The sequence below is a fragment of the Mycobacterium kyogaense genome, from assembly GCF_036946525.1.
Classification (GTDB): Bacteria; Actinomycetota; Actinomycetes; order Mycobacteriales; family Mycobacteriaceae; genus Mycobacterium; species Mycobacterium kyogaense_A.
Window position 1 is genome coordinate 1 of the sequence record NZ_JAQIIY010000025.1, and the last position, 24297, is coordinate 24297.

The following is a 24297-nucleotide window of genomic DNA, read 5'->3' on the forward strand; positions in this document are numbered from 1 at the left end:
CCGGCGCGCCAACACGGTGACTTCGCGCGTCTGGCCGACGCTGACCGAGCCGTTGCGAACCCGTTCGGATCTTCGCCGGGAAGTACTGGCTGCCGGCGGTTCAGACGCGGACTGGGCATGGCGGGCACTCGTCGACGAGCCGGTCGGTGACGCCATCACTGCGGCGGTGCGCAACGACCTGGTCCGCGGAGTGATGGCCACCGATGCCCTGATCGGAACCTTTGCCGCGCTGGAGGATTCGTCGCTGCAGCAGAATGTCTGCTTTCTCTACCACCTGATCGGCGGAGGGACCGGAGACTGGGATGTGCCGGTCGGCGGCATGGGTGCGGTCAGCGGAGCGCTCGCCGCGGCGGCCGCGGGCTTCGGCGCCGACATCATCACCGGCGCCGAGGTCGAGGCGATCACGCCCGACGGTGAGGTGCGGTACCGCCACGGCGGTGTGCAGCATGGCGTCGTCGGCGAGCATGTCCTGGCCAATGTCACGCCCGCTGTCCTGGCGCGGCTACTCGGGGAGGACGTCCCCCACGTCGCACCCGGCGCGCAGGTGAAGGTGAATCTGATGCTGCGGCGGCTGCCCCGCCTGCGTGACGACAGCGTCACCGTCGAGCAGGCGTTCGGCGGCACCTTCCACATCAACGAGACCTACAGCCAACTCGAATCTGCCTATCGACTCGCCGCCGACGGCACTGTGCCGGAACCGCTTCCGTGTGAGATCTACTGCCACTCGCTGGCAGACCCGACGATCCTGTCCGATGCGCTGCGCGCCTCGGGAGCCCAGACGCTGACGGTCTTCGGCCTGCACACACCGCACCACCTGACGGCGAGCGGGACCCCCGAGCGGTTACGCGACACGCTGACCTCCGCGGTGCTGACGTCGTTGAATTCGGTTCTCGCCGAACCGATTCACGACGTCCTGATGGAGGACGCCGCGGGCCGGCTGTGCATCGAGACCAAGACCACGGCCGATCTCGACGACGCCCTGGGCATGACGAACGGCCACATCTTCCACGGGGCGCTGACGTGGCCCTTCGCCGAGGACGACGAACCGCTGTCCACGCCGGCGCAGCGGTGGGGCGTGGCGACCACGCACGAGCGAATCCTGCTGTGCGGATCGGGTTCCCGCCGCGGCGGTGCCGTCTCGGGCATCGGGGGGCACAACGCCGCGATGGCGGTGCTCGGCCGCTAGCTCACCTCAGCGGCCCGCGAGCTTGTCCAGCAGCGAGCGCAGCGTCGCCAGGTCGTCGGCGTCGAGACCGGTCAGCATGTCCGGTGCCGGGTCCCGGACGTCGTCGATGGCGCGCACCAACTCGCGCCCCGCATCGGTCAGCGACACCACCTTGCAGCGCCGGTTCTGCGGGTTGATCTCACGGATCACGAGACCGCGCTGTTCGAGGTCGTTGATCGCGACCGTCGCAGCGGGTGCGTCGACTGTTGCCGCGGCGGCGATCTCCTTGACCGTCATCGGCTTACGACGCAGCCGCATCAGGATGCGCACCCGGCTGAACGGCAATCCGGAGCGGTCCACGACGAGGCGTTTCCACCCGTCGAGGTTGTCCATGACCAGTGCGGACATGTCCCGCCACACGCCGTCGGCCATCGTGTCACCGGACACGAGCGCTCACCGGGGTCGGCGTGCCGGCGATCAGTGGCGCCAGTCGGTCGGCAGACCGTTGCGCGCGTTGCGATGTCGAGAACACCCCGAGGCCCAGGATCACGAATCCGAGCGCCACACAGACGAACCAGAGCGGTCGGGCGGCCGACGCGAAATCCGCGCCACCCATCGTGATCGCGGAACCGGCAACCGAACCGCACAGCGCGACGCCGATACTGACGCCGACCTGCCGGCTCGTCGAGGTCACCGCCGATGCGGCCCCGGCGCGGTCCAGCGGCATCCCGCCGACCGCGGCATTGGTGATCGGTGCGTTGACCATGGCGAACCCGATGCCGAAGACCGCGAACACGATCACCAGCCACCACACCGGCGTCGATGCTGTCAGGAACGTCAGCATGGTGGCCGCCGCCGCGATCAGCGCCCCGGCGATCACCAGGGAGGGGCGCGCACCGAACCGGCCGACGAGGCGACCGGACAGCGGAGAGAAGACCAGTGCGCCGATCGCGATGGGCAGGTAGATGAGGCCGGTGTGCATCGCCGAGAAGCCCCGCTCGCCCTGCAGGTACAGCGACATCATGAACAGGAACGCACCCCACGCGGAGAAGGCACTGACCGCCGAGATGGTGGCGGAACTGAACGGGATGCTGCGGAAGAACCGCAGATCCAGGAAGGGGTCGTGGCGGCGTGATTCGTAGCGCAGGAACGCGGCGAGCGCCACGACGGCGACGACGGCGACGGTGAGGACCCGGTGGTGGGTCCACCCGAGCACCGGACCCTCGATCAGCGTGTAGACGATGCCGAACAGCGTCACGACAGCCAACAGCTGCCCGATCGGGTCGACGCTGCGCATGGTGGCCGATTTCGTCTCCGGCACGAAGATGGCGGTGAGGATCAGCGCGGCCGCGCAGATGGGGAGGTTGATCCAAAACACCGAGCGCCAGCCGACCGTCTCGATGAGCAGGCCGCCGACGATCGGTCCGAGCGCCATCGAGATGCCCGTCACCCCGCCCCAGATACCCAAGGCCCGGGCCCGTTCCTGACGTCCGACGAAGATCTGCGAAATGATCGACAGTGCAACGGGATTGAGCATCGAGCCACCGATGCCCTGCAGGAAACGGGCACCGATCAGGGCGTCGATGCTGGGCGCCAGGCTGCAGGCCAGCGAGCCCAGTGCGAAGAGGGTCAGGCCGATCTGGAACACGCGCCTGCGGCCGAACCGGTCACCGGTGGCCCCGGACAGCATCAACAGCGAGGCCAGCACCAGCGTGTAGACGTCGAGCACCCACTGCATCTGCGAGGGCGACGCCGAGAGATCGGTGCGGATGGCCGGGATCGCGACGTTGACGATCGTGGCGTCCATCGAGACGATCAGCAAGCTCAGGCAGCAGGAGACCAGAACGATCGTCTTGCGCCTGGGCGTCAGGTTGCCGACAGTTTCATTCACACAACAATTGTGAAACTACAACTGTCACGATCGCAAGTGACGTCAGTGTGACGCTCGGCGCAATCGAGCGCGCGCAGAATGCCGGGAATTGCGGCGCGTCGGCGTGCAAACACGCGCGTTCGCCGAAGGGGGCGCCCCCAGCTCGCCGAAGGGGGCTAGCGGGCGTCGAAGTCGATGTAGTCGCGCTCGGTGTAGCCGGTGTAGATCTGCCGCGGACGGCCGATCTTGTTGGGCTCGCCGTGCATCTCCCGCCAGTGCGCGATCCACCCCGGCAGGCGGCCGAGTGCGAACAGCACGGTGAACATCCGCGTCGGGAAGCCCATGGCCCGGTAGATCACGCCGGTGTAGTAATCGACGTTCGGGTAGAGCTTGCGCTCGACGAAGAAGTCGTCGGTCAGGGCGATCTCTTCGAGCTCCTTGGCGATGTCGAGCAGCTCGTCCTGCACACCGATCTTGCCCAGGATCTTGTCGGCCTGCTCCTTGACGATGCGGGCCCGCGGGTCGTAGTTCTTGTAGACCCGATGGCCGAAGCCCATCAGCTTGACGCCGTCCTCGCGGTTCTTGACCTTCTTGACGAACGTCGCGACGTCGTCGTCACCCTTGCGGATCTTCTCCAGCATCTCGAGCACGGCCTGGTTCGCGCCGCCGTGCAGCGGACCCCACAGCGCGTTGATACCGCCGGAGATCGACGTGAACAGGTTGGCCTGCGAACTGCCCACCAGGCGCACCGTCGACGTCGAGCAGTTCTGCTCGTGGTCGGCGTGCAGGATGAAGAGCATGTCGAGCGCGCGGACGAGCTCGGGATCGACCTCGTAGGGCTCGGCCGGGAACCCGAACGTCATCCGCAGGAAGTTCTCCACCAGCGTCAGCGAATTGTCCGGGTACAGGAACGGCTGCCCCTCGGACTTCTTGTAGGCGTAGGCGGCGATGGTCGGCAGCTTGGCCAGCAGCCGGATCGTCGACAACTCCACCTGCTGTGGGTTGAACGGGTCCAGCGAGTCCGGGTAGTAGGCGCTCAGGGCGTTCACCGCGCTCGACAGCACTGGCATCGGGTGGGCGTCGCGGGGGAAGCCGTCGAAGAACCGCTTGAGATCCTCGTGCAGCAGTGTGTGCCGCTGGATCTGGGTGGTGAACTTCTCCAGCTGATCGGCGGTGGGCAGTTCGCCGTACAGCAGCAGGTAGCTGACCTCGATGAAATTGGACTTCTCCGCGAGCTGCTCGATCGGGTAGCCGCGGTAGCGCAGGATGCCGGCATCGCCGTCGATGTAGGTGATGGCGCTCTTGGTCGCAGAGGTGTTGACGAAGCCGCCGTCGAAGGTGGTGTAACCGGTCTTTGCCAGCAGTGACCCGAGCGCGATGCCGTCGGCACCCTCGGTCGCTTTGACGATGTCGAGGTCCAGCTCCCCGCCGGGGTAGGAGAGGGTGGCGTGCTCTTTCCCGGTTTCGGCGTGATCGGCCACTGGGATCCCTTCGGGTCGGTTCTAACGGGAATCGCGAGGTCTGACTGCAAGTCTGACTACAGAAGGTAGTCGCATTCCCACGAGGGCGCCCGCGGGGGTCGCCGACGACGGATCACGCGCTCGTCACACCGGTTGCCCGAGCCCAGCGAACTCGACCAAGAAGTCATCGCAGACCGACTCGAAGGCGGCGATCGTCTCGTCCACAGCGACGTTGACCAGCGCCGACGGATGCCGCGTGACCTCCTGCAGCGCCGTCATCAACACACCGCCGAACACGGCTGCCATCAGCCTGACCCGACGGTCACCGACCGGCACTCCCATTCGATCGGCGATCGCCACATCCACCGGGTTGGCGCGGAACTCGACGGCCGCCTGCTGCAGCGTCCCCGAGGACACCGTGATCCGCAGGATCTGCATCAACCGGTACGACGACAGCGCTCCGGCCGGCGCCAGCTTCGAGCTCTGCGCCATCCCGACGTAGGACCGGCGCAGTGCCTCGAAGTGACCGATCTCGGGTGGCTGGGTGAGCAACTCCGCGGCCACCCGGTCGAGCACCTCGTCGATCAGTGCGAGCGCGATCGCGTCTTTGGTGGCGAAGTACCGGCTGAAGGTGCGGGGCGAGACGTCGGCATCCGCGGCGATCTGATCGACGGTCGTTCCGTCGAAACCCTGTCGATCGCACAGCGCGACAGCGGCGTCGATCAACGTGGCCCGGGTACGGCGCTTCTTGCGCTCACGAAGCCCGAGGACGGGCTCCCCCCCTCACATCACCCACGAACGTCGATGCTAATCGGCGAGGAGGTGCCGCGAGGGGCGATCTGAGGTGCAGGAATCAGCGAATTCCCGGGACCCGATACCGCACGAACGCCGGCACCGCCAGGGCCGCCAGCACCACCCCGACCACCACGAGGACACCGCCGCCCGCCGCGGCGACGGTGGTGCCGACGGCAGCCGCGACCGCGCCGTGCGCGGCGTCGGCCAGCCGGGGTCCGCCCGCGACGACCACGATGAAGACGCCCTGCAGCCGCCCGCGCAGCTCGTCGGACGCCGCCTCCTGCAGGATCGTCGACCGGAACGCCGCGGACACCATGTCCGCTGCGCCGCCGAAAGCCAAGCAGCCCAGCGCTATCCACATCATCACGCCTGCGGTGCCGTTGGCCGCCCCGGCCGCCAGCCCGAAGCCGACGATCGCCAGCCCCCAGGCCACGATCGCGCCGACCACCGCGAGCCCTTGCCTGCGCACCCGGGGTAGCCAGCCGGAGAAGACGCCGCCCGCCACCGCGCCCGCCGACATCGCGGCTGCCAGCAGCGCCATCGTGGTGCCGCCGTCCACGGGACCGCCGAAGCTCTCATGGGCCATCTGCGGGAACAGCGCCCGCGGCATGCCGAAGATCATCGCGATCAGGTCGACCACGAACGACATCAGCACCACGCGGTTGCCCGCGAGGTAGCGGAAGCCGTCCAGCACGGCGCCGAAGCCGTAGCCCGGTGCACCCTCACCGGTGAGCAACGGCGGCATCGGGGTCAACCTGACGGTCGCCCACACCGCGGCGAGGCAGGTCACCGTGTCGATGAGATAGAGAGTCGACAGGTCGACCCAGTGCAGGAGCACACCCGCGAGCAGCGGGCCCGCGATCGCGCCGAACTGCATGACCGTCATGTTCAGCGCGTTGGCCGCCGGCAACTGCGGCGTGGGCAGCATCCGCGGGATCGCCGCCGATCGAGTCGGCGAGTTCACCGCGAAAAAGGCCTGCTGCACCGACAGCAAGCTCAGCACCACCCACACGTTGTCGATCGCGAGCGCCGCCTGCAGCCACAGCAGCGCCGAGGACACCGTCAACCCGGTGGAGGTGATGATCAGCAGGGTCCGGCGATCCATCGCGTCGGCCCATGCGCCTCCCCACAGCCCGAAGACGACCAGGGGCACCAGCGCGAACAGTCCGGCCAGTCCGACGTACAGCGAATTCTGGGTCAGGGCATAGAGCTGGACGGGGACCGCGAAGATCGTCAGATTCGCGCCGATCACGGTGACGATGCCGGCCGACCACAGCCGCCGGAAGTCCGGTGTCTGCAGCGGCGTCGTGTCGGCGAAGAGCCGCCCCACTACGGTTGGAGGCGTTCGATGCAGCCCGGGCGGACGCGAATCCTGTTGTGCAGCCGATTTTCTCGGCCCTGCCAGAATTCGATCTCCTCGGGCGCGATGCGATAACCACCCCAGTGCGGCGGGACGGGTACCGCCTCGGCGTCGGCGAACCGTTCGGTCACCTCGGCGAGCTGACGGTGCAGCTCATCGCGCGAGGCGACCGGCGAGCTCTGGGCCGACGCCCACGCCCCCAGCTGCGAACCCCGGGGACGCTGGACCCAATAGGCGGCGGTCTCGGCGTCGGGCACCTTGGTGACTGCCCCGCGCAGGTGTACCTGCCTGCCGAGCGCGTACCAGGGAAACGTCGCCGAGGCGTACGGCTGGGCGGCCAGCTGCGCGCCCTTGGCCGAGGCGTAGTTCGTGTAGAAGGTCAGGCCGGATGCGGTCACGCTCTTGCACAACACGGTGCGGGTGACGGGCCTTCCCGCCGCGTCGACCGTGCCGACGACCATCGCGTTCGGTTCGACGACCCCGGCCTGTTCGGCGTCGGACAACCAGCTGGTCAGCAGGGCGAGCCAGCCCCCGTCGAGCCAGGTCTCGTCGAGGTCGGCGCTGCCGTCCTTTTCCACCGATCCGTACTCCACCCGCATGCGCGCGAGGTGATCCGATGTGCTCACGCGATCACGCTACGCCCGAGGTACGACTGACAGTTTGGGCGGCGGGGGGTGGTGCGACAATCACGCCCATGACTGCGGTGCCCAAGGATTTCGCCCCCGGACTCGCGGGCGTGGTGGCGTTCGAGACCGAGATCGCCGAACCGGACAAGGACGGCGGCGCCCTGCGCTACCGCGGCGTCGACATCGACGACCTGGTGTCGAACCGGGTCACCTTCGGCGACGTCTGGGGGCTGTTGGTCGACGGCCGGTTCGGCCCGGGACTTGCGCCCGCCGAACCGTTCCCGCTCCCGGTGCACAGCGGCGACGTCCGCGTCGACGCCCAGGCCGGGCTGGCGATGCTGGCCCCGATCTGGGGGTTGCAGCCGCTGCTGGACATCGACGACCAGACCGCGCGCGACGACCTGGCACGGGTCTCGGTGATGGGCCTGTCCTATGTCGCGCAGTCCGCCCGCGGGATCGGCAAGCCGGCCGTCCCCCAGCGTCTCATCGACGAATGCCCAACGGTGACAGCACGATTCATGACCAGGTGGCAGGGCGAACCCGATCCTCGGCACGTCGAGGCCATCGACGCCTACTGGGTGAGCGCCGCCGAGCACGGGATGAACGCGTCGACGTTCACCGCACGGGTCATCGCATCGACGGGCGCAGACGTCGCCGCGGCACTGTCCGGCGCGATCGGCGCGATGAGCGGCCCGCTGCACGGCGGCGCCCCCGCCCGCGTCATCCCGATGATCGAGGAGGCCGAGCGTACGGGTGACGCGCGCGGGGTCATCACCGGCATCCTGGACCGCAAAGAGAAGCTGATGGGCTTCGGCCACCGCGTGTATCGGGCCGAGGATCCCCGCGCCCGCGTGCTGCGGGCCACCGCGCAACGGCTCTCGGCACCCCGGTACGAGGTCGCCGCGGCGCTGGAACAAGCCGCGCTGACCGAGTTGCGGGAGCGCCGCCCCGACCGGGCGATCGAGACCAACGTCGAGTTCTGGGCCGCGGTGATCCTCGATTTCGCGCAGGTGCCGCCGGCGATGATGCCCGCGATGTTCACCTGTGGGCGCACCGCTGGATGGTGTGCCCACATCCTCGAACAGAAGCGTCTCGGCAAGCTGGTACGCCCGTCGGCGATCTACGTCGGCCCGTCACCGCGCAGCCTCGAATCGGTCGAGGGCTGGGACTCGCTGGCCCGGCCATGACGACCGAACGGATCGTCTTCGCCTCGGCCGCACGGTATCTGGCGACGCTGGTGCGTCAGATACCGGCGGACCGGTGGGACGATCCGGGGCTCGGCGAATGGTCTGTGCGGGATCTGGTCGGGCACACGTCACGGTCGCTGATCACCGTGAGCACCTACCTGCATTCCTCGGCATCCCACGAGGATGTGCGCGAACCGGCCGAGTACTACGTGCGCATCCACGCCCTCGCCGCCGGCATCGGCGCCGAGGCGATCGTGGAGCGGGGCCGCCAGGCCGGTCGTGACCTCGGGGCGGATCCCGCCGCCACGATCGACGGTCTGGTCGAGCGGGTACTCGGCGACATCGACGCCGCAGGCGATCCCCTGATCGAGGTGATCGGTGGACTGGGCGTGCGATTGAGCACCTACCTGCCGACCCGAACCTTCGAGATCGCTGTGCACGGCCTGGATGTCGCCGCCGCCGTAGGGCTGACGGTGAGCCCGCCGGTCGAGGTGCTCGCCGAGGCCGCCGCCCTGGCCGGCCGCATCGGCGCCCATCTGGGGCAGGGCCCAGCGGTCCTGCTGGCGTTGACCGGACGCAGCGCGCTGCCCGCGGGATTCTCCGTCGTCTGAGCCGATGAGTTCTGTGCACCGGGCGGGTCAGTACCGACGACCGACCTGACCATCACCGAAGGAGACCCCATGGCAATCGACAACACTCCGATGCTCGTCCCCCACCTCGTCGTCGGCGACGCCGCCGCCGCACTGGACTTCTATGCGCGAGCCTTCGGCGCCGAGGAGATGGTGCGACTACCCGGACCCGACGGCAAGCTGATGCACGCCTGCATGCGGATCAACGGGTCAATGGTGTTCCTCAACGACGACTTCCCGGAGTACCACGACGGGGTGTCGACCACCCCCGCCGCGCTGGGTGGCACGCCGGTCACACTGCACCTGCACGGCGCCGACGTGGACGGCCGGTTCCAGCGGGCACTCGACGCCGGCGCGGTCGTGGTCAACCCGCTCGAGGACCAGTTCTGGGGTGACCGCTACGGCGTGGTGCGTGATCCGTTCGGCCACCACTGGGCGCTGGCCGAGTCGGTGCGGGAGGTCGACGTCACCGAGATCGCCGCGCAGATGAGTGGCGCCGAGTAAACCTTTGGTGTGTTTGCCAGGCTAGGCGGGGCGGGCCAGCGATAATCCGACGATGATCTGGTTGCTCCAGTTCCCGCCCGTGCTTCTCGGCATCCTGTGGGTCGTCGTCATCGTGGGGATTTCCGTCGGCGGGCTGGTGCTGTTCCGCAAGGCGATGTCGCACACCCGGCTGGAAACGGCGAACCCGGTGTCCAGCGCGGTGTTTCAGGTCGCGGGGGTGCTCTACGCCGTACTGGTCGCGTTCGTCGTCGTGGTGGTGTGGGAACAGATGGGCGACGCCGAGGACGCCAGCGGCAAGGAGGCCTCGGCGGTCGCCGATTTGCTCCGCGATTCCACTGCGCTACCGGCCGCGAACCGTGACGAGGTGGAACGCAGCCTGATCGCCTACACGCGGAACGTGATCGACAACGAGTTCCCGAGGATGCGCCGCGGCGAGCCCATCTCTGAGCAGTCCGAGGCGCTCGACAACGTGTGGAACGCGTATCTGAAGGTCCAGCCGGAAACGCGCAACGAGATCGCGTTCTTCGATCATGCGATCGTCCGACTCAACGATCTGAGCGCCAACCGGAAGTTACGAGTGTCCACGGGCGAGGCCTCGGTGCCGGCCGAACTGTGGGTGCTGCTGATCGGCGGTGGCGGCGTGTTGATGGCGTTCACCTATTTGTTCGGCACGCGTGACCTGCTGGTCCACGGACTGGCGATCGGGTTGACGGCGTCCTTGCTCGCCTTCGTGATGTACCTGATCTTCGCGCTCGAGCATCCGTACGTCGGCGCGCTGTCGGTGCAACCCACTGCGTTCGTCAACGTGCTGAACTACTGGAACAGCTAGCGCAGCAGGCCGGCCAGCAGCCGCCGGTGCATCGGTTCGACCGGCGCGGTCGCCGCCACCCGCAGCATCTCCTCGACGTCGGTGAACTTCACGCGGGGGCGCCGGCCGTCGCCGCGCGCCACCTCGGCCGCGTCGATCGCCCGCCATCCGGCGGCGTCGACGACCTCGGGCTGGCGTCCGCGCACGAAACGCTCCACGGCCGACGGCCGGTGACTCGGTTCGGGCAGCAGCCCCGCGTTGTAGTCGGCGACCAGGGTCTGCACGGTCTCTGCCGCGCACGACTTGTTCGTGCCGATGAATCCCGTGGGGCCGCGCTTGATCCACCCGGCGACGTAGCCGCCGTGTACTGGCGCATCACCGTCGAGAACGCGGCCGCCGTCGTTGGGCACCACACCGGCGGTCTCGTCGAACGGGAGCCCGCGAATCGGCATGCCTCGGTAGCCGATCGACGTCAGCAGCGTGCCCGCCTCGATCGTGACGACGTCCTCGGTGCCGGTGACCGCGAATTCCATCCCCGTCACCCGCTGCTCGCCGAGCACGCGGCGCGGAGTGAGCCGGTACGCCAACCGAATCCGGGGTCGAGTGACCGGCGCGGTGCTGTCACCGAGCGTGGTGAGGATCTCCAGTTTGCGGCGAGTCAGGTCGTCGGTGACCTCGGCCAGGTCGTCGCGCACCCGCTGGTGATCGGCTGGGTCGAGCACGACCTCGCTTCGAGCCGTGAGCCCGATCAGTTCGGGCAGCGTGAACGCCGACGCCGCAGGGCCACGCCGGGCGACGATCACCACCTCGGACACATTCGACTCACGCAACGCCGCCAATGCATGATCGGCGATGTCCGTGCGCCCCAACGCATCCGGGTCGGTGGTGAGTACGCGCGCCACATCGAGGGCCACGTTGCCGTTACCGACGACGACCACGCGCTCACCGCTGAGATCGACCGAGAGATCGGCGAAGTCCGGATGCCCGTTGTACCAGGCCACGAATTCGGTGGCGGTGCAGGCACCCGGGAGGTCCATGCCGTCGGCGTCGAGGCGCTTGTCGGTCGGCGCGCCGACGGCATAGAGCACCGCGTGATGGTGGTCCAGCAGCTCGTCGTGCGTCAGGTCCGATCCCACTTCGACGTTGAGGAAGAACCGGAAGTCCCGGCGGGCGGCGATCTTGTCGAACAGCGCCGTGACCCGCTTGGTCGCCTGGTGATCGGGAGCAACCCCCGCGCGGGCCAAACCGTAAGGGGTGGGCAGCTTCTCGAACACGTTGACCTGCACGCCCGCTTGCGTGAGCAGCTCGTCGGCGGCATACATCGCAGCCGGCCCGGAACCGACGATCGCGACTCGCAACGGGCCGCCACCGCGGGCGTGCACCATCGGCGCCTCCGGCACCGGCGCGAGCTTGGACGTCGGCGGGAGCTTGCCGTCCCGCTTCGGATAGAACCCGGCGTTGATCTCCACGAACGGCAACTGCTCGGCACTCAGCCGGCTGTCGGGTGCGATCGCACCGACCGGGCACGCCGACACACACGCGCCGCAGTCGACACAGGCGTCCGGATCGATGTAGAGCATCTCGGCGGTTGCGAAGCCCGGCTCATCCGGCGACGGATGGATGCAGTTGACCGGGCACGCGAAAACACAGGACCCGTCGCTGCAACACGACTGGGTGATCACATGGGGCATCGTCGTTCTACCGCTGGTCTCTCGCTGGTCTCCGGCCGGATTACGCGACCGAAGCCAGGTGTGCGCGCTGCGGCTCGCTGCGGTACCGGCTGGGCCGCCCGGCGATCCGGCAGATACGCCACATGAGCTTGGCGAACGGGTTCATCAGCCCGGTGTCGTGGGCCAGCATCCGGACATCACCGAACATGTCCTGCAGCATCTGCCTCGACTCCGGCGAATGGAAGAAGATGTCCTTGCGCACCGAGCGCGGAATGTCGAATTCCTTCCAGAACGCCCGCGGCGGGACGATGATCGCCGAACACAGCACGCGCATCACGACGGGAACGTAGAGCGAGAGCCAGAACCGCTTGCGGCGCGGCAGATCCGGAACCCGCTTACGCAGGTACTCGTGGGCGAACGAGATGTGGCGGGCCTCCTCGGCGACGTGAATCGCCATGACGCGCTCCATGATCGGATGCAGCGCCTTGCCCTCGCGCAGCACGTTCTTCTGAGTGTGGTCGATGGGCTCCTCGCCGGCGAGGATGCCGAACCAGAACGGGATCGGCAACGGGCCCGCAACCAGCGGGATCGCAGGCTGCACCCACTTGAGCAGCTTCGGCATGCCCGGTACGTCAGCGCCGATCCGATTCACCATCTCCTGGAACATCAGGGTGTGGTTACACTCCTCCACCGCCTCGTGCAGGCAGTAGCGGTACTCAGGCGAGCCGTTGGGCGTCCAGAACGCGTACTCCATCAACCCGCGGATCAGGATCGACTCGAAGTGCAGACCGACCTTGGCGACGTTGGCCTGACGCCACATGCCGATCTCGATCTGGCGCTGCTTGGGCTGCGAGCGGTACCACTCGTGCTTTCCGATCGGGTCGGTCGCCGGGAGAATCCAGCGCTCGTCGTTCGGTGTGACGGCGAACTCGGGCGAGTCCCAGTCGATGTCGGTGTAGGGGTTGAAGTTGCGCCGCACCGACCCCTCCGAGAGGGTCTGCAACGTGTTGACGTACTCCGCGTCGTCGAACACGTCCATGTTCTTGCGCCAGCGGCGGATGATCTTCGTGCGTGCTTCTTTGACTGCCATCGGGAGCCTCCATCCCTCGCGTGAGGTTTACATTCCAGTACCCGTTGTCCAGCGACAGTACCCGCGGTCCCACAAATTGAACAGGGCAATTTCCTGATTGTGCGCTGAGCACGTTATCCCGATCACACGTGACGTAGATCACAACTCCGGCCCGGCGGTGCAGACGTATTCCCACCGGATTCGATCGCTACACCTACCCGGTTCTACGCTTGCCCCATGGCTGCCGACCTCACGATTCCCGACGACCTCAAGCCCCGCGACGGACGGTTCGGCTGCGGACCGTCCAAGGTGCGCCCCGAGCAACTGACCGCGCTGGCCGAGGCGGGCCACCTCTTCGGTACCTCGCATCGGCAGGCCCCGGTGAAGAACCTGGTCGGGCGCGTCCGCGACGGCCTGAGCCAGCTGTTCTCGCTGCCCGACGGGTACGAGGTGATCCTCGGCAACGGCGGCTCCACCGCATTCTGGGACGCCGCGGCGTTCGGACTGGTCGACAAGCGCTCCCTGCACCTGACGTACGGGGAGTTCAGCGCGAAGTTCGCCTCGGCGGTGGCCAAGAACCCGTTCGTCGGAGACCCCGTGGTGATCAAGGCCGACGCGGGTAGTGCGCCCGCCCCGACCGCGGACCCGTCCGTCGACGTCATCGCATGGGCACACAACGAGACCTCGACCGGCGTCGCCGTCGACGTGCAGCGTCCCGAGGGCGCGGGCGACGCGCTGGTCGTCATCGACGCCACCTCGGCCGCCGGCGGCCTGCCCGTCGACATCACTGACGCCGACACCTACTACTTCGCCCCACAGAAGAACTTCGCCGGCGACGGCGGGCTGTGGATCGCGCTGATGTCGCCGGCCGCGCTGGCCCGTGTCGAGGCCATCGCCTCGGCCGGCCGCTGGGTGCCTGACTTCCTGTCGCTGCCGATTGCGATCGAGAACAGCGTCAAGAACCAGACCTACAACACCCCCGCGATCGGCACGCTGGTCCTGCTCGCCGAGCAGATCGACTGGCTGCTCGGCAACGGCGGTCTCGACTGGGCGACCAAGCGCACCGCGGACTCGTCGTCGCGGCTGTACTCCTGGGCCGAGGCATCGTCGTTCGCCACCCCGTTCGTCACCGACCCGGCACTGCGCTCGGCCGTCGTCGGCACCGTCGACTTCAACGACGACGTCGACGCCGCCGCCGTAGCCAAGACGCTGCGCGCGAACGGCATCGTCGACACCGAGCCGTACCGCAAGCTGGGCCGCAATCAGCTGCGAGTGGGCATGTTCCCGGCCGTCGAGCCCGACGACGTGAGTGCTCTGACCGCCTGCATCGACTGGGTCGTCGAGAGGATGTAGCGACTGCCGCGTGTCACCGCGGTAACGGCGAGATAACGCAGTAGGGTGACCGCGTATCGGGCTCAGCGCAGCCCGAGAGGAGGTCGTCATGCGGGAACTGAAAGTCGTCGGACTCGAAGTCAACGGCACTCGGATCATCTGCGAGACCGACGACTCCGGCGAGAAATTCGTCCTGCGCTCCGACGAGCGACTCAAGGCCGCCGTGCGCGGCGACCGGGCCGGCTCCAACCAGACCACGATCGATGTCGAGGTGCCGAACGTGCTGCGCCCCAGGGAGATTCAAGCCAAGATCCGCGCCGGAGCCTCGGTGGAACAGGTCGCCACCGCCGCGGGCGTCGACATCGCACGGGTGGAACGGTTCGCCCACCCGGTCCTGCTCGAGCGCTCCCGCGCCGCGGAGCTGGCCACCGCCGCGCACCCCGTGCTCTCCGATGGCCCGTCCGTCCTCACGCTGCTCGAGACGGTGACGGCCGCGCTGATCGCCCGTGGCCTCGACCCCGAGGCCACCGAATGGGATGCGTGGCGCAACGAAGACGGCCGCTGGACGGTGCAGATGGCGTGGAAGGCCGGTATGTCCGACAACGTCGCGCACTTCCGGTACGCGCCGGGCGCGCACGGCGGCACGGTGACCGCGTTCGACGACGCCGCCTACCAGCTGATCGACCCGAGCTATGCCCGGCCGCTCCGGCCGCTCGCCCCGGTGGCGCAGCTCGCCCTCGGCGACCCCGAGCCCATCGCTCCGGCCCCGCCGGCGCCCGCTCCCGCTCCCGCGTCGGTGCGCGCACCAGAACCCGAGCCGACCGTCGAAGAGCCCCCCGCCCCGGAGGCGAAGCCGGCGCGCCAGAAGAAGGCGCGGCCCACGGTGCCCGCGTGGGAGGACGTGCTGCTAGGCGTACGTTCCAGCGGCGGCCAGCGCTAGCAGCCCGATCCACGCGGCGGCGACTCCGACGATCGCGCCGAGCACGAACCACCGCCACACCGGCGCCGTGCGGTAGCCCCATACCGTCGGAGCGAGTCCGCCGACGGCGACGAGATTCAACCCGACCGCCAGGAGCGGACTCACCCGCATGAGCCCGATGCCCAGCACGATGAGTACTGCGGCGAGCACTGCGGCGACGAACGCCGCGACGGTGAGCCCGGTACCCCAGGGGGTCGGCTCGTGGGGCTTCACGGCGCGAGCCTATCCCGCTCGTAGAAGGCCAGCGCCGCTGCTGTCGCGACGTTGAGCGAGTCCGTTCCGCGCGACATCGGGATGCGGGCGCGGACGTCGCAGGCGCGCATGGTGTGCTCGGTCAAACCCGGTCCCTCGGCCCCGACCAGGATGCCCACCTTGTCGTCGACCAGGCCATCCATGGCGTCAGCCAGCCGCTGGGCACCAGCATCGGGGGTCATCGCGATCAACCGAAAGCCGTTGTCGCGCAGTGTTTTGAGATCAGCTGGCCAGTTCTGGGCCCGCGCGAACGGAACCAGCAGCGCGTGCCCCATCGAGACGCGCACCGCACGTCGGTACAGCGGATCGGCACACCCCGCGCCGAAGATCACCGCCCCCACCCCCAGGCCCGCGGCATTACGGAAGATCGAGCCGAGGTTCTCGTGATCGTTGACCCCCTCCAGCACGGCCACCGTCCGCGCACCGTCGAGCACCTGGGGCACCGTCAGCTCGTCGGCGCGCGACGCTGAGGCCAACACACCGCGGTTGAGATGGAATCCGACCACCTCTGCCATCACCTCGGCGCTCGCCCGGTAGTACGGCGCGGTGAGCCGGTCGAGATCGGCGCCGAGCTCAGTCAGCCGGCGGTCGGTGCCCAGCAGCGCCCGCGGGCGGAACCGGGACGCCAGCATCCGCTGCACCACCAGTACGCCCTCGGCGATCACGAGTCCTTTGCCGCTCGGCAGGTCGGGTCGCCGATCGACGCTGTTGAGGTCGCGGAAATCGTCCAGTCGCGGGTCGGAGGGATCGTCGACGTCGATGACGAGGGCGGGCACGGCGACCGACACTACCGACGCGGCTGCACCGATCGATTACGTTGGGTCGCGATGACGACGACACCCCCGGAACCGCCGCCGCTGCCACGCGCCCTGACCTCCCCGTGGCCTGTGATCGTCGTGATCACCGTCGGGTGGCTGATCACGGCCCTGCTCGCGTTCACGATCGAATCGTTGGCGCCGTGGCGGCCCGTCAGCCTGGCCGGGCTCGGCGTAGGTGTTCTTGGCACCTCGATCTTTCTGTGGCAACGTCACGCCGTGCGCCGCGGATCACGCGGTGCGCAGAGCGGTTTGGACTGACTAGAGGAGAACACCGTCATGGCGGCGCCCATTCTGCAAGCGCAGATCGACATCAACGCACCGGTCTCGACCGTGTGGAAGCTGGTCTCCGATGTGGAGCGGATGCCACAGTGGAGCCCGCAGTGCCGATGGATGAAGGCGATCGGCGGAGTTCGCCAGGGAGCCCGCACCATCAACATGAACCGCCGCGGAATGTTGTTCTGGCCCACCACATCTCGTATCACCGAGTACGTGCCGGAGAAGAAGCTGGCGTTCAAGGTGAACGAGAACAACACCGTGTGGAGCTACGAACTCGAGCCCACCGACGCCGGCACCCGGCTCGTGGAGACCCGCCACGCCGAGAACGGCACCACCGCGGTGTCGACGTTCGCGGTCGACAAGTTCATGGGCGGAGTGAGCAGCTTCGAACAGGAACTCATCCAGGGCATGAACGCCTCGCTCGCGCGTATCAAGGCGGCCGCGGAGAACTAGCGGCTAGGACCGCTCCTCGGTGCGCTGCACCAGATCCAGCACACCGTCGTCGAACGGGTCGTACTGCGGCGAACCCGCTCCCTTCGGCGGCGGCGTGTCGGAATGGGCGCCGCACCCGTACTCGGCGTCGACCACACGGCCGTCGGCGGCGTACTCGTTAGCGCACACACCGAACAGCACGCCCAGCGCGCCACCGAGGGGAACGTAGAACCCGCAATCCCGGCACTGCCGACGCGTGGCGCGCGCCATCGCCGAGCCGGGGCCGAAGTCGCCGTCGTGCCAGCGCTGCGCGGCATCGGCGCGCCCCCACAGGCTCAGAACCTGACGCCGACCGAGTCCGACCTCGACCGCCACCTCGTCGATCTGCGGATCGCCGGTGCCCATGAACCCGGGAACGAGGCGCGGATCGTCGGCGGGCGGCGCGAGCAGGTCACCCGGCCCGAGATCGCCAGCGCGGACCCGCTCGTCCCACGGCACCCACTGCGGTGCCAGCAGCGCCGACGGTCCGGGGACCAGGACGACCTCGCTGATGGTGACTTGCGCGGCGCCCGGCCAGGCCGCCACCACGACGGCCCACTGCCAGCCCCGGTACCCGGGTAGCTCCGCGACGAACCGGTGCGTGGCCGAGGAGTGGTCCTCGACCTCGGCGCCGAGGTAGTCGCCGACGGTGTCGGGGCCGCCGAACTCCACGATCGCGGAGCGGGCGTCGCCCTCGGCGCCGAGCAGCATCGCCTCGAGTTCGGCGGGCATCGGCTCAGGTTCGGCGGGTTCGTCGGGTTCAGCCGCCTTTGGCTCGGCCGGTTCGACCGCCTCCGGCTCCGTCCGCTGCGGTTCGGCCGGCTCGACCACCTCAGCAGCCTCAGCCGGCTCGACCGTCTCAGCGGACGGCTCGGCGGCCGACTCGGGTGCCTTGGTCGGCTGCTCGACCGGCGGCTCGGCCTCGGGCGAGGAAGGTTCGGTCACGCTGTCCATCGGTGTTCATCTTGCCCGACGCAGCCGGTCGCGAGCCACACCGGTTGGCTGCACGTCCGCTGTCGCCTCTATGAGGGAGAATCGAGCGCGTGACAGGAGCGCGGCGCGACCACCAGGACCCCGCCGGTCCGACCGGCGGACGCTACTACCCGCCGCGTCCGCCCGCCGGGGAACACCCGGGGATGGCGAACTACCCCAGCGATCCGGTGTCGGCTGGCGGAAGGCGCACCTCACCCGCCGCCAACTCCAGTGGTAATCGCTGGTTGCCGCCGCTGGACGAGCACGATCGTCGTCGCACCTACGACCGGTTCGACGAGGATCGGGCCGCCGGCGCCGAGAAGGTGACGGTCACTCGCGCGGCGGCCCAGCGCAGCCGCGAGATGGGCTCGAAGATGTACGGGCTGGTCCACCGCGCGGCCACGGCCGACGGCGCCGACAAATCCGGTCTCACCGCGCTGACGTGGCCGGTGGTGGCCAACTTCGCGCTCGACGCCGCAATGGCGGTCGCCCTCGCCAACACGCTGTTCTTCGCCGCCGCGACCGGGGAGAGCAAGAGCCGGGTGGCGCTCTACCTGTTGATCACGATCGCCCCGTTCGCGGTCATCGCACCGCTGATCGGACCCGCTCTGGACCGTCTGCAGCACGGCCGACGCGTCGCCCTGGCCGCATCCTTCGGGCTGCGCACCGTGCTCGCGGTGATCCTGATCGCGAACTTCGACAGCGCGACGGGAAGCTTCCCGTCCTGGGTGCTGTACCCGTGCGCACTCGGCATGATGGTGCTCTCGAAGTCCTTCTCGGTGCTGCGCAGCGCCGTGACGCCGCGGGTCCTGCCCCCGACCATCGACCTGGTCCGCGTCAATTCCCGGCTGACGATGTTCGGCCTCCTCGGCGGCACGATGGTGGGTGGCGGCATCGCCGCGGCGGCCGAGTGGGGGTTCCAGCTGTTCTCGATGCCGGGCGCGCTCTACGTCGTGGTGGCGGTGTCGATGGCGGGCGCGGTGCTGGCGATGCGCATTCCCAAGTGGGTCGAGGTCACCGAGGGCGAGATCCCGGCGACGCTGAGCTACCACAGCAGCACCGACGGGGCATTCCGCGAGCCACCCGCCGCGAAGGCGCGACAACCGCTGGGCCGCAACATCATCGCCGCCCTCTGGGGCAACTGCACGGTCAAGGTGATGGTCGGCTTCCTGTTCCTCTACCCCGCGTTCGTCGCCAAGGCCCACGACGCGAGCGGTTGGGAGCAGCTGCGCATCCTGGGCCTGATCGGCGCAGCGGCAGCGGTGGGGAACTTCATCGGAAACTTCACCGCGGCGCGGCTCAAGCTCGGCCATCCCGCGCAACTGGTGGTCCGGTGCGCGATCGCAGTGACCGCGATGTCGCTCGCGACCGCTCTCACCGGCAGCCTGCTCGTCGCCGCGGCGACGACCCTGGTCACCTCGGGAGCCAGCGCCGTCGCCAAGGCATCCCTGGACGCCTCACTGCAGGACGACCTGCCCGAGGAGTCACGCGCGTCGGCGTTCGGGCGCTCCGAGTCGCTCCTGCAATTGGCCTGGGTGATCGGCGGCGCGACGGGCGTACTGATCTACACCGAGCTGTACGCGGGCTTCACCACGATCACCGCGATACTGATGCTCGGTCTGGCCCAGACGATCTTCAGCTACCGCGGCGAATCGCTCGTTCCGGGGCTGGGCGGCAACCGCCCCGTCCACGCAGCCGCGCAGGGTGTGCGCGCCGAGCCGGCGGTGACGGGCGAGTGAAGCGCGTCATCGCTGTTCTCGTGGCCGTCGCGCTGCTCGCCGCCGCCGGCACCGGCGTCGTGGTGTGGCGGCTCTCCCGCGACGCGGGACCGGAGCTGCCGGAGATCTCGGCCTTCAGCTCCGGCCAGCTGACCCGCGTCGGGCCGTACCGCTTCTGCCAGGTGCTCAACCCCACCGACTGTGTCGTGCCCGCGGATCAGGGTGAGCTGCCGGTGTCGGGGCGCCACCCGGTGCAGCTATCTCTGCCTGCGGAGATCGCGAAGGCGCCGTGGGTGCTGTTGCGCGCCTACGAGGACGGTGACGTCATCGAGGAGTTCCGCCCCGATACCCGTCTCGCGGTGACGATCCCGACCGTCGACGCCCAGCGCGGACGGCTCACCGGATTCGCAGTGCAGCTGCCGACGCTGGTGCGCGATCAGGACGGAAACGAATTCCCGGTGCCGCACGCCGAGTGGTCGGTGCGTACCGCCTGGAGCTGATCAGCCGGCGCCGTGGGCCGCGGGTACCTGCTCGCTCTCGCGAGTCGGCCCCGGCGGGGTCCCATCCCCGAATGGTCTGCCGCCCAGCGCTTCTCGACCGTGCGGGGTGAGCCAGTTCGCCAGTTCCGGGCCCTTCGGCACCACACCGGTGGGATTGATGTCGCTGTGCACGATGTAGTAGTGCTGCTTGATCTGCACGAAATCGATGGTGTCGCCGAAGCCGGGCGTCTGGAACAGATCCCGCGCATAGGCCCACAGCACCGGCATCTCGGAGAGCTTGGCGCGGTTGGTCTTGAAGTGTCCGTGATAGACCGGGTCGAAGCGTGCCAGCGTGGTGAACAGCCGGATGTCGGCCTCGGTGATGGTGTCGCCCACCAGGTATCGCTGATCTGCCAGCCGGTCGGTGAGCCAGTCCAGCGCGGTGAACAACCTGTCGTAGGCACGTTCGTACGCGCGCTGTGAGCCCGCGAAGCCGCAGCGGTACACGCCGTTGTTGACCTCGGTGTAGATCCGCTGGGCCACCTCGTCGATCTCGGCGCGCAGCGGTTCGGGGTACAGCTGCGGGGCACCGTCGCGGTGATAGGCGGTCCACTCCGTCGACATGTCCACAGTGATCTGCGGGAAGTCGTTGGTCACGACCTCGCCGGTCGGCACGTCGACGATCGCGGGCACCGTGACGCCCTTCGGATAGTCGGGGACGCGCTTGTTGTACGCGTCCCGTAGGAAGTGGATGCCCAGCACCGGATCGACGCCATCGGGGTCCAGATCGAAGGTCCAGCTGCGCTCGTCGTGCGTGGGTCCGCAGAAGCCGATCGACAGCGCGTCCTCGAGCCCAAGCAACCGACGCACGATGATCGTCCGGTTCGCCCACGGGCAGGCCCGCGCGACCACGAGGCGGTAGCGCCCGGACTCCACCGGATAGCCGTCCCGGCCGTCGGCGGTGATGCGGGTGGAGATGTAGTCGGTGTCCCGATCGAAGTCGCCGCCGGAACTCGACGGGTCGGCCACGTAGCTCATGGACTCTGTCTTACCCCGTCGGGGGACCGACGACTCAGGCGTCGAGTTCGCGGGCGACGGCCTTGACGACCTCGGAGACGCGGCGGGCCACCTTGCGATCCGGGTAGCGCCCCTTGCGCAGCTCCGGCTGCACCGCGCCCTCGAGCAGCGTGATCATGTCCTCGACCATGCCGTGAAGCTCGTCGGGGGTGTGCTTGTGCTCGACGGTGGCCGCCTCGCGGCGGGTCCGGGTCAGGCTCGGGGGCGGGTCGATCAGCTTGACGCTCAGGGCCTGTGGGCCGCGACGGCCGGCGGCGACACCGAAGTCCACGCGCTGGCCGGCCTTGAGACCTTCGACACCGGCGGGCAACGCCGAGGACCGCACGTAGACGTCCTCACCGTCTTCCTGCGAGAGGAACCCGAAGCCCTTCTCCGCGTCGTACCACTTCACCCGGCCGGTCGGCACGTCTCTCACCTGCTTGTCTGTCTGAACCGATACGTCCGCACCCCAACGGGGTACAGACCGTTTACATAGAGGAAGCGCCCCGCATGCGCCGGGACGCGTCGCCACGATCCTACTCGGACGTCACCGCAGCCAGCACCCCCTTAACTCGGTAGGCTTCTGGGACCGCGGGAGGAAGAAGATGCGCCTGATCCTGAACGTCATCTGGTTGATCTTCGGTGGCCTGTGGCTGGCGCTGGGCTATCTGGTCGCCGCCCTGATCTGCTTCGTGCTGATCATCACGATCCCGTTCGGCTTCGCGGCGCTGCGCATCGCGGTCTACGCGCTGTGGCCGTTCGGCCGGACGATCGTCGACAAGCCCGGCGTGCGGCCCGGCGCCTTGCTCGGCAACATCATCTGGCTGCTCGTCGCCGGGATCTGGCTGGCGATCGGACATGTGTTGACCGCCATCGCGATGGCGATCACGATCGTGGGCATCCCGCTGGCCCTGGCCAACCTGAAGCTGATCCCGGTATCGCTGATGCCGCTGGGCAAGGAGATCGTTCCGGTCGACGGACACGGCGCCACCGGTGTCACCCCCGGCGCGGTGAGCGGATATCAACGATGACGGCCGTCGCGCTCGGTGTGCCGTCGGTGCGTGGGCTGCCGCGCGGCGCACCTGCCGACGGTCCGCTGGTCGACACGTTCGGGCGGGTGGCCACCGACCTGCGGGTGTCGCTGACCGACCTTTGCAATCTGCGGTGCACCTACTGCATGCCCGCCGAGGGACTCGACTGGCTGCCGTCGGAGCAGAAGTTGGGGGTCGAGGAGCTCGTCCGGCTCCTACGGCTCGCGGTGACCCGCCTCGGAGTCACGAGCGTGCGCTTCACCGGCGGCGAGCCCCTGGTGGTCCCGCACCTCGAGCAGGTGATCGCGGCGACGGCAGCTCTGCGTCCCCGCCCGGAGATCACGTTGACCACCAATGGAATCGGCCTCGCGGGACGCGCCGCTGCGCTGAAGGCGGCCGGCCTGGACCGCATCAACGTGTCGCTGGACACCGTCGATCCGCAGCGCTTCGCCGCCATCACCCGTCGTGACCGGTTGGACGCGGTGCTGGCCGGCCTGCGCGCAGCGAGGGACGCGGGCTTGGCCCCGGTCAAAGTCAACGCAGTGCTCGATCCGGTCAGCGGTCTCGATGACGCGGTCGCGCTGCTGCGGTTCTGCCTGGCCCAGGGGTACCAGTTGCGCATCATCGAGCAGATGCCGCTCGACGCCGGCCATTCCTGGCAGCGTGAGCGCACGGTGTCCGCCGAGGAGATCCTGGCCACGCTGCGCCGCGACTTCACGCTGACCCCGCACCCGGCGCCGCGGGGCTCGGCCCCCGCCGAGCTGTGGCAGGTGCGGGACGACGACGGCGAGGTGATCGGCGACGTCGGCGTCATCGCCTCGGTGTCGCATGCCTTCTGCGCCAGCTGCGACCGCACCCGGCTGACCGCCGACGGCCAGGTGCGCAACTGCCTGTTCGCGCGCGACGAGACCGATTTGCGGGACCTGCTGAGGTCCGGCGCCGACGACGACGCCCTCGAGGCTGCGTGGCGTGCCGCGATGTGGGGCAAGGCGGCCGGGCACGGCATCAACGATCCGGGGTTCGTGCAGCCCGACCGTCCGATGAGCGCGATCGGCGGCTGAGACGTGACGGTGACGGTGCGCTACTTCGCCGCTGCGCGCGCTGCGGCGGGCGTGGAGCACGAGGCGGTCGAGGTGGGCGACTCTGCGACGGTGGCCGACCTGCTCGAGACGCTCCGTGCGCGCGGGCCGGAGTTGGAGCGTGTGTTGGCGCGCTGCTCGTATCTGCGGGACGGGATCGCCGTGCGCGACATCACGACTCCGCTGGGCCGAACGCAGACGATCGACGTGCTGCCGCCGTTCGCCGGAGGCTAGCTGCCCCTCCAGTCTCCCATGTATTCCGTGATTTACGTCACATCACGGAATGATCACGGGATGGCTACGGCGAGGTAGCGGCGCCCGGCACCTGCAGGAACAACGCGTCCGCCAGGCATTTTAGAGAATTTTTAGTATTTGCCGAGGTCGGCGACACGGTGATGGCGACGAGGTGACGAGAATCTGGCGAGCCGTTACCGTTCTGGACCAGGCCGGTCACCCCCACAGACCGGCTCGCTGCGAGACCAGTTGCGCCGAGCTCCATCCGCTGGTCCGCGGGGACGACGAGACCCACCTGGATGGAGGCGGGGGACCCACCGGTCCACCGACAGGACCTGGAGCCGACACCGGCTCCTAGGGGTGAAGCCGACGTCGTTTCGACGCCGCCGGCCGGGCGACCTCTCCAGCCCGAACCCGACAGCTGACCTCGCGGGCGCATACGAGAGGACCACGCGCA

27 protein-coding genes and 1 riboswitch are annotated in these 24297 nt (G+C 68.7%); of the genes, 14 read left to right on the forward strand and 13 right to left on the reverse strand.

All coding sequences use genetic code 11. The features are described 5' to 3' along the window. On the forward strand, positions 1 to 1186 hold a 1186-nt coding region (locus tag PGN37_RS20535; protein WP_335332846.1), incomplete at its 5' end, for a phytoene desaturase family protein. Between the two features lie 6 nt (positions 1187 to 1192). Here the strand turns inward: PGN37_RS20535 and PGN37_RS20540 are convergent. From PGN37_RS20540 to pdxH, 6 genes are all read right to left on the reverse strand, one after another. Next, positions 1193 to 1612 carry a MarR family winged helix-turn-helix transcriptional regulator gene (locus PGN37_RS20540; RefSeq protein WP_335332847.1) on the reverse strand — a complete coding sequence of 140 codons (420 nt, stop codon included), beginning with the start codon at positions 1610 to 1612 and terminating at the stop codon, positions 1193 to 1195. After that, positions 1602 to 3035, reverse strand: a complete 1434-nt coding sequence (locus PGN37_RS20545) for an MFS transporter (RefSeq protein ID WP_335332931.1) — start codon at positions 3033 to 3035, stop codon at positions 1602 to 1604. Before PGN37_RS20545 ends, PGN37_RS20540 begins: the two co-directional genes overlap by 11 nt. A gap of 176 nt (positions 3036 to 3211) precedes the next feature. Next, complete coding sequence (locus PGN37_RS20550; RefSeq protein WP_335332848.1) at positions 3212 to 4516, reverse strand: citrate synthase; 1305 nt, start codon at positions 4514 to 4516, stop codon at positions 3212 to 3214. 123 nt (positions 4517 to 4639) lie between these two features. Then, on the reverse strand, positions 4640 to 5221 hold the full coding sequence (locus tag PGN37_RS20555; RefSeq protein ID WP_335332849.1) for a TetR family transcriptional regulator: 582 nt from the start codon (positions 5219 to 5221) through the stop codon (positions 4640 to 4642). Between the two features lie 127 nt (positions 5222 to 5348). Then, positions 5349 to 6620 carry an MFS transporter gene (locus tag PGN37_RS20560; RefSeq protein WP_335332850.1) on the reverse strand — a complete coding sequence of 424 codons (1272 nt, stop codon included), beginning with the start codon at positions 6618 to 6620 and terminating at the stop codon, positions 5349 to 5351. Next, a complete protein-coding gene (gene pdxH / locus PGN37_RS20565; protein ID WP_335332851.1) occupies positions 6620 to 7276 on the reverse strand; it encodes a pyridoxamine 5'-phosphate oxidase in 657 nt (218 codons plus the stop codon). The genes PGN37_RS20560 and pdxH overlap by 1 nt, the downstream gene beginning before the upstream one ends. A 68-nt stretch (positions 7277 to 7344) precedes the next feature. On the opposite strand from pdxH, the gene PGN37_RS20570 reads away from it, so the two are divergent. The 4 genes from PGN37_RS20570 to PGN37_RS20585 all read left to right on the forward strand — a co-directional run bounded on the left by PGN37_RS20570 (position 7345) and on the right by PGN37_RS20585 (position 10425). Next, positions 7345 to 8463 (forward strand): citrate synthase 2, encoded by a 1119-nt coding sequence (locus PGN37_RS20570; protein WP_335332852.1) that lies wholly within the window; start codon positions 7345 to 7347, stop codon positions 8461 to 8463. After that, positions 8460 to 9074 carry a maleylpyruvate isomerase N-terminal domain-containing protein gene (locus PGN37_RS20575; RefSeq protein WP_335332853.1) on the forward strand — a complete coding sequence of 205 codons (615 nt, stop codon included), beginning with the start codon at positions 8460 to 8462 and terminating at the stop codon, positions 9072 to 9074. Before PGN37_RS20570 ends, PGN37_RS20575 begins: the two co-directional genes overlap by 4 nt. Before the next feature lie 69 nt (positions 9075 to 9143). Next, positions 9144 to 9596, forward strand: a complete 453-nt coding sequence (locus tag PGN37_RS20580; RefSeq protein ID WP_335332854.1) for a VOC family protein — start codon at positions 9144 to 9146, stop codon at positions 9594 to 9596. Positions 9597 to 9648: 52 nt separating this feature from the next. Beyond that, complete coding sequence (locus tag PGN37_RS20585; protein ID WP_335332855.1) at positions 9649 to 10425, forward strand: bestrophin-like domain; 777 nt, start codon at positions 9649 to 9651, stop codon at positions 10423 to 10425. Here PGN37_RS20585 and PGN37_RS20590 read toward each other — a convergent pair. Continuing rightward, positions 10422 to 12095 carry a 4Fe-4S binding protein gene (locus PGN37_RS20590; protein ID WP_335332856.1) on the reverse strand — a complete coding sequence of 558 codons (1674 nt, stop codon included), beginning with the start codon at positions 12093 to 12095 and terminating at the stop codon, positions 10422 to 10424. The genes PGN37_RS20585 and PGN37_RS20590 overlap by 4 nt on opposite strands. Before the next feature lie 40 nt (positions 12096 to 12135). Further along, the gene (locus PGN37_RS20595) at positions 12136 to 13164 is read right to left on the reverse strand and encodes an AurF N-oxygenase family protein (protein ID WP_335332857.1); all 1029 of its coding nucleotides are present in this window, start codon (positions 13162 to 13164) and stop codon (positions 12136 to 12138) included. 216 nt (positions 13165 to 13380) lie between these two features. On the opposite strand from PGN37_RS20595, the gene serC reads away from it, so the two are divergent. Beyond that, a complete protein-coding gene (gene serC / locus PGN37_RS20600; RefSeq protein WP_335332858.1) occupies positions 13381 to 14496 on the forward strand; it encodes a phosphoserine transaminase in 1116 nt (371 codons plus the stop codon). An 88-nt stretch (positions 14497 to 14584) separates the two neighbouring features. After that, the gene (sepH, locus tag PGN37_RS20605) at positions 14585 to 15415 is read left to right on the forward strand and encodes a septation protein SepH (protein WP_335332859.1); all 831 of its coding nucleotides are present in this window, start codon (positions 14585 to 14587) and stop codon (positions 15413 to 15415) included. On the opposite strand, the gene PGN37_RS20610 is transcribed toward sepH, so the two are convergent. Both PGN37_RS20610 and PGN37_RS20615 read right to left on the reverse strand, forming a co-directional pair. After that, positions 15383 to 15667 (reverse strand): DUF2537 domain-containing protein, encoded by a 285-nt coding sequence (locus PGN37_RS20610; protein WP_335332860.1) that lies wholly within the window; start codon positions 15665 to 15667, stop codon positions 15383 to 15385. The two genes, sepH and PGN37_RS20610, sit on opposite strands and share 33 nt — an antisense overlap. Next, complete coding sequence (locus PGN37_RS20615; RefSeq protein WP_335332861.1) at positions 15664 to 16482, reverse strand: TrmH family RNA methyltransferase; 819 nt, start codon at positions 16480 to 16482, stop codon at positions 15664 to 15666. The genes PGN37_RS20610 and PGN37_RS20615 overlap by 4 nt, the downstream gene beginning before the upstream one ends. Before the next feature lie 51 nt (positions 16483 to 16533). Between PGN37_RS20615 and PGN37_RS20620 the strand changes: the two genes are divergently transcribed. Next, on the forward strand, positions 16534 to 16782 hold the full coding sequence (locus PGN37_RS20620; protein WP_335332862.1) for a DUF2530 domain-containing protein: 249 nt from the start codon (positions 16534 to 16536) through the stop codon (positions 16780 to 16782). A gap of 18 nt (positions 16783 to 16800) precedes the next feature. Next, positions 16801 to 17253 (forward strand): SRPBCC family protein, encoded by a 453-nt coding sequence (locus PGN37_RS20625; RefSeq protein WP_335332863.1) that lies wholly within the window; start codon positions 16801 to 16803, stop codon positions 17251 to 17253. Between the two features lie 3 nt (positions 17254 to 17256). Here PGN37_RS20625 and PGN37_RS20630 read toward each other — a convergent pair whose 3' ends face one another. Then, a complete protein-coding gene (locus PGN37_RS20630) occupies positions 17257 to 18003 on the reverse strand; it encodes a DUF3027 domain-containing protein (protein WP_335332932.1) in 747 nt (248 codons plus the stop codon). A 311-nt stretch (positions 18004 to 18314) separates the two neighbouring features. Here PGN37_RS20630 and PGN37_RS20635 point away from each other — a divergent pair, with 311 nt between their 5' ends. Then, a complete protein-coding gene (locus tag PGN37_RS20635) occupies positions 18315 to 19982 on the forward strand; it encodes an MFS transporter (protein WP_442932973.1) in 1668 nt (555 codons plus the stop codon). Next, entirely contained in the window at positions 19979 to 20461 is a 483-nt protein-coding gene (locus PGN37_RS20640) for a DUF2771 domain-containing protein (RefSeq protein ID WP_335332864.1), read from the forward strand. The genes PGN37_RS20635 and PGN37_RS20640 overlap by 4 nt, the downstream gene beginning before the upstream one ends. Here PGN37_RS20640 and PGN37_RS20645 read toward each other — a convergent pair whose 3' ends face one another. Next, on the reverse strand, positions 20462 to 21478 hold the full coding sequence (locus PGN37_RS20645; protein WP_335332865.1) for a glutathione S-transferase family protein: 1017 nt from the start codon (positions 21476 to 21478) through the stop codon (positions 20462 to 20464). Positions 21479 to 21512: 34 nt separating this feature from the next. After that, positions 21513 to 21923 (reverse strand): cold-shock protein, encoded by a 411-nt coding sequence (locus PGN37_RS20650; protein ID WP_335332866.1) that lies wholly within the window; start codon positions 21921 to 21923, stop codon positions 21513 to 21515. Positions 21924 to 22101: 178 nt separating this feature from the next. Here PGN37_RS20650 and PGN37_RS20655 point away from each other — a divergent pair, with 178 nt between their 5' ends. From PGN37_RS20655 to PGN37_RS20665, 3 genes are read left to right on the forward strand one after another with little or no spacing between them, the layout of a single operon-like run. Continuing rightward, positions 22102 to 22527, forward strand: a complete 426-nt coding sequence (locus PGN37_RS20655; RefSeq protein ID WP_335332867.1) for a YccF domain-containing protein — start codon at positions 22102 to 22104, stop codon at positions 22525 to 22527. Then, positions 22524 to 23588: a GTP 3',8-cyclase MoaA gene (gene moaA / locus PGN37_RS20660; RefSeq protein WP_335332868.1), complete on the forward strand. Its 1065-nt coding sequence runs from the start codon at positions 22524 to 22526 to the stop codon at positions 23586 to 23588. The genes PGN37_RS20655 and moaA overlap by 4 nt, the downstream gene beginning before the upstream one ends. Before the next feature lie 3 nt (positions 23589 to 23591). Beyond that, on the forward strand, positions 23592 to 23840 hold the full coding sequence (locus PGN37_RS20665) for a MoaD/ThiS family protein (RefSeq protein WP_335332869.1): 249 nt from the start codon (positions 23592 to 23594) through the stop codon (positions 23838 to 23840). Between the two features lie 282 nt (positions 23841 to 24122). Continuing rightward, positions 24123 to 24291: riboswitch (cyclic di-AMP (ydaO/yuaA leader) on the forward strand. The last annotated feature ends 6 nt before the right edge of the window (positions 24292 to 24297 follow it).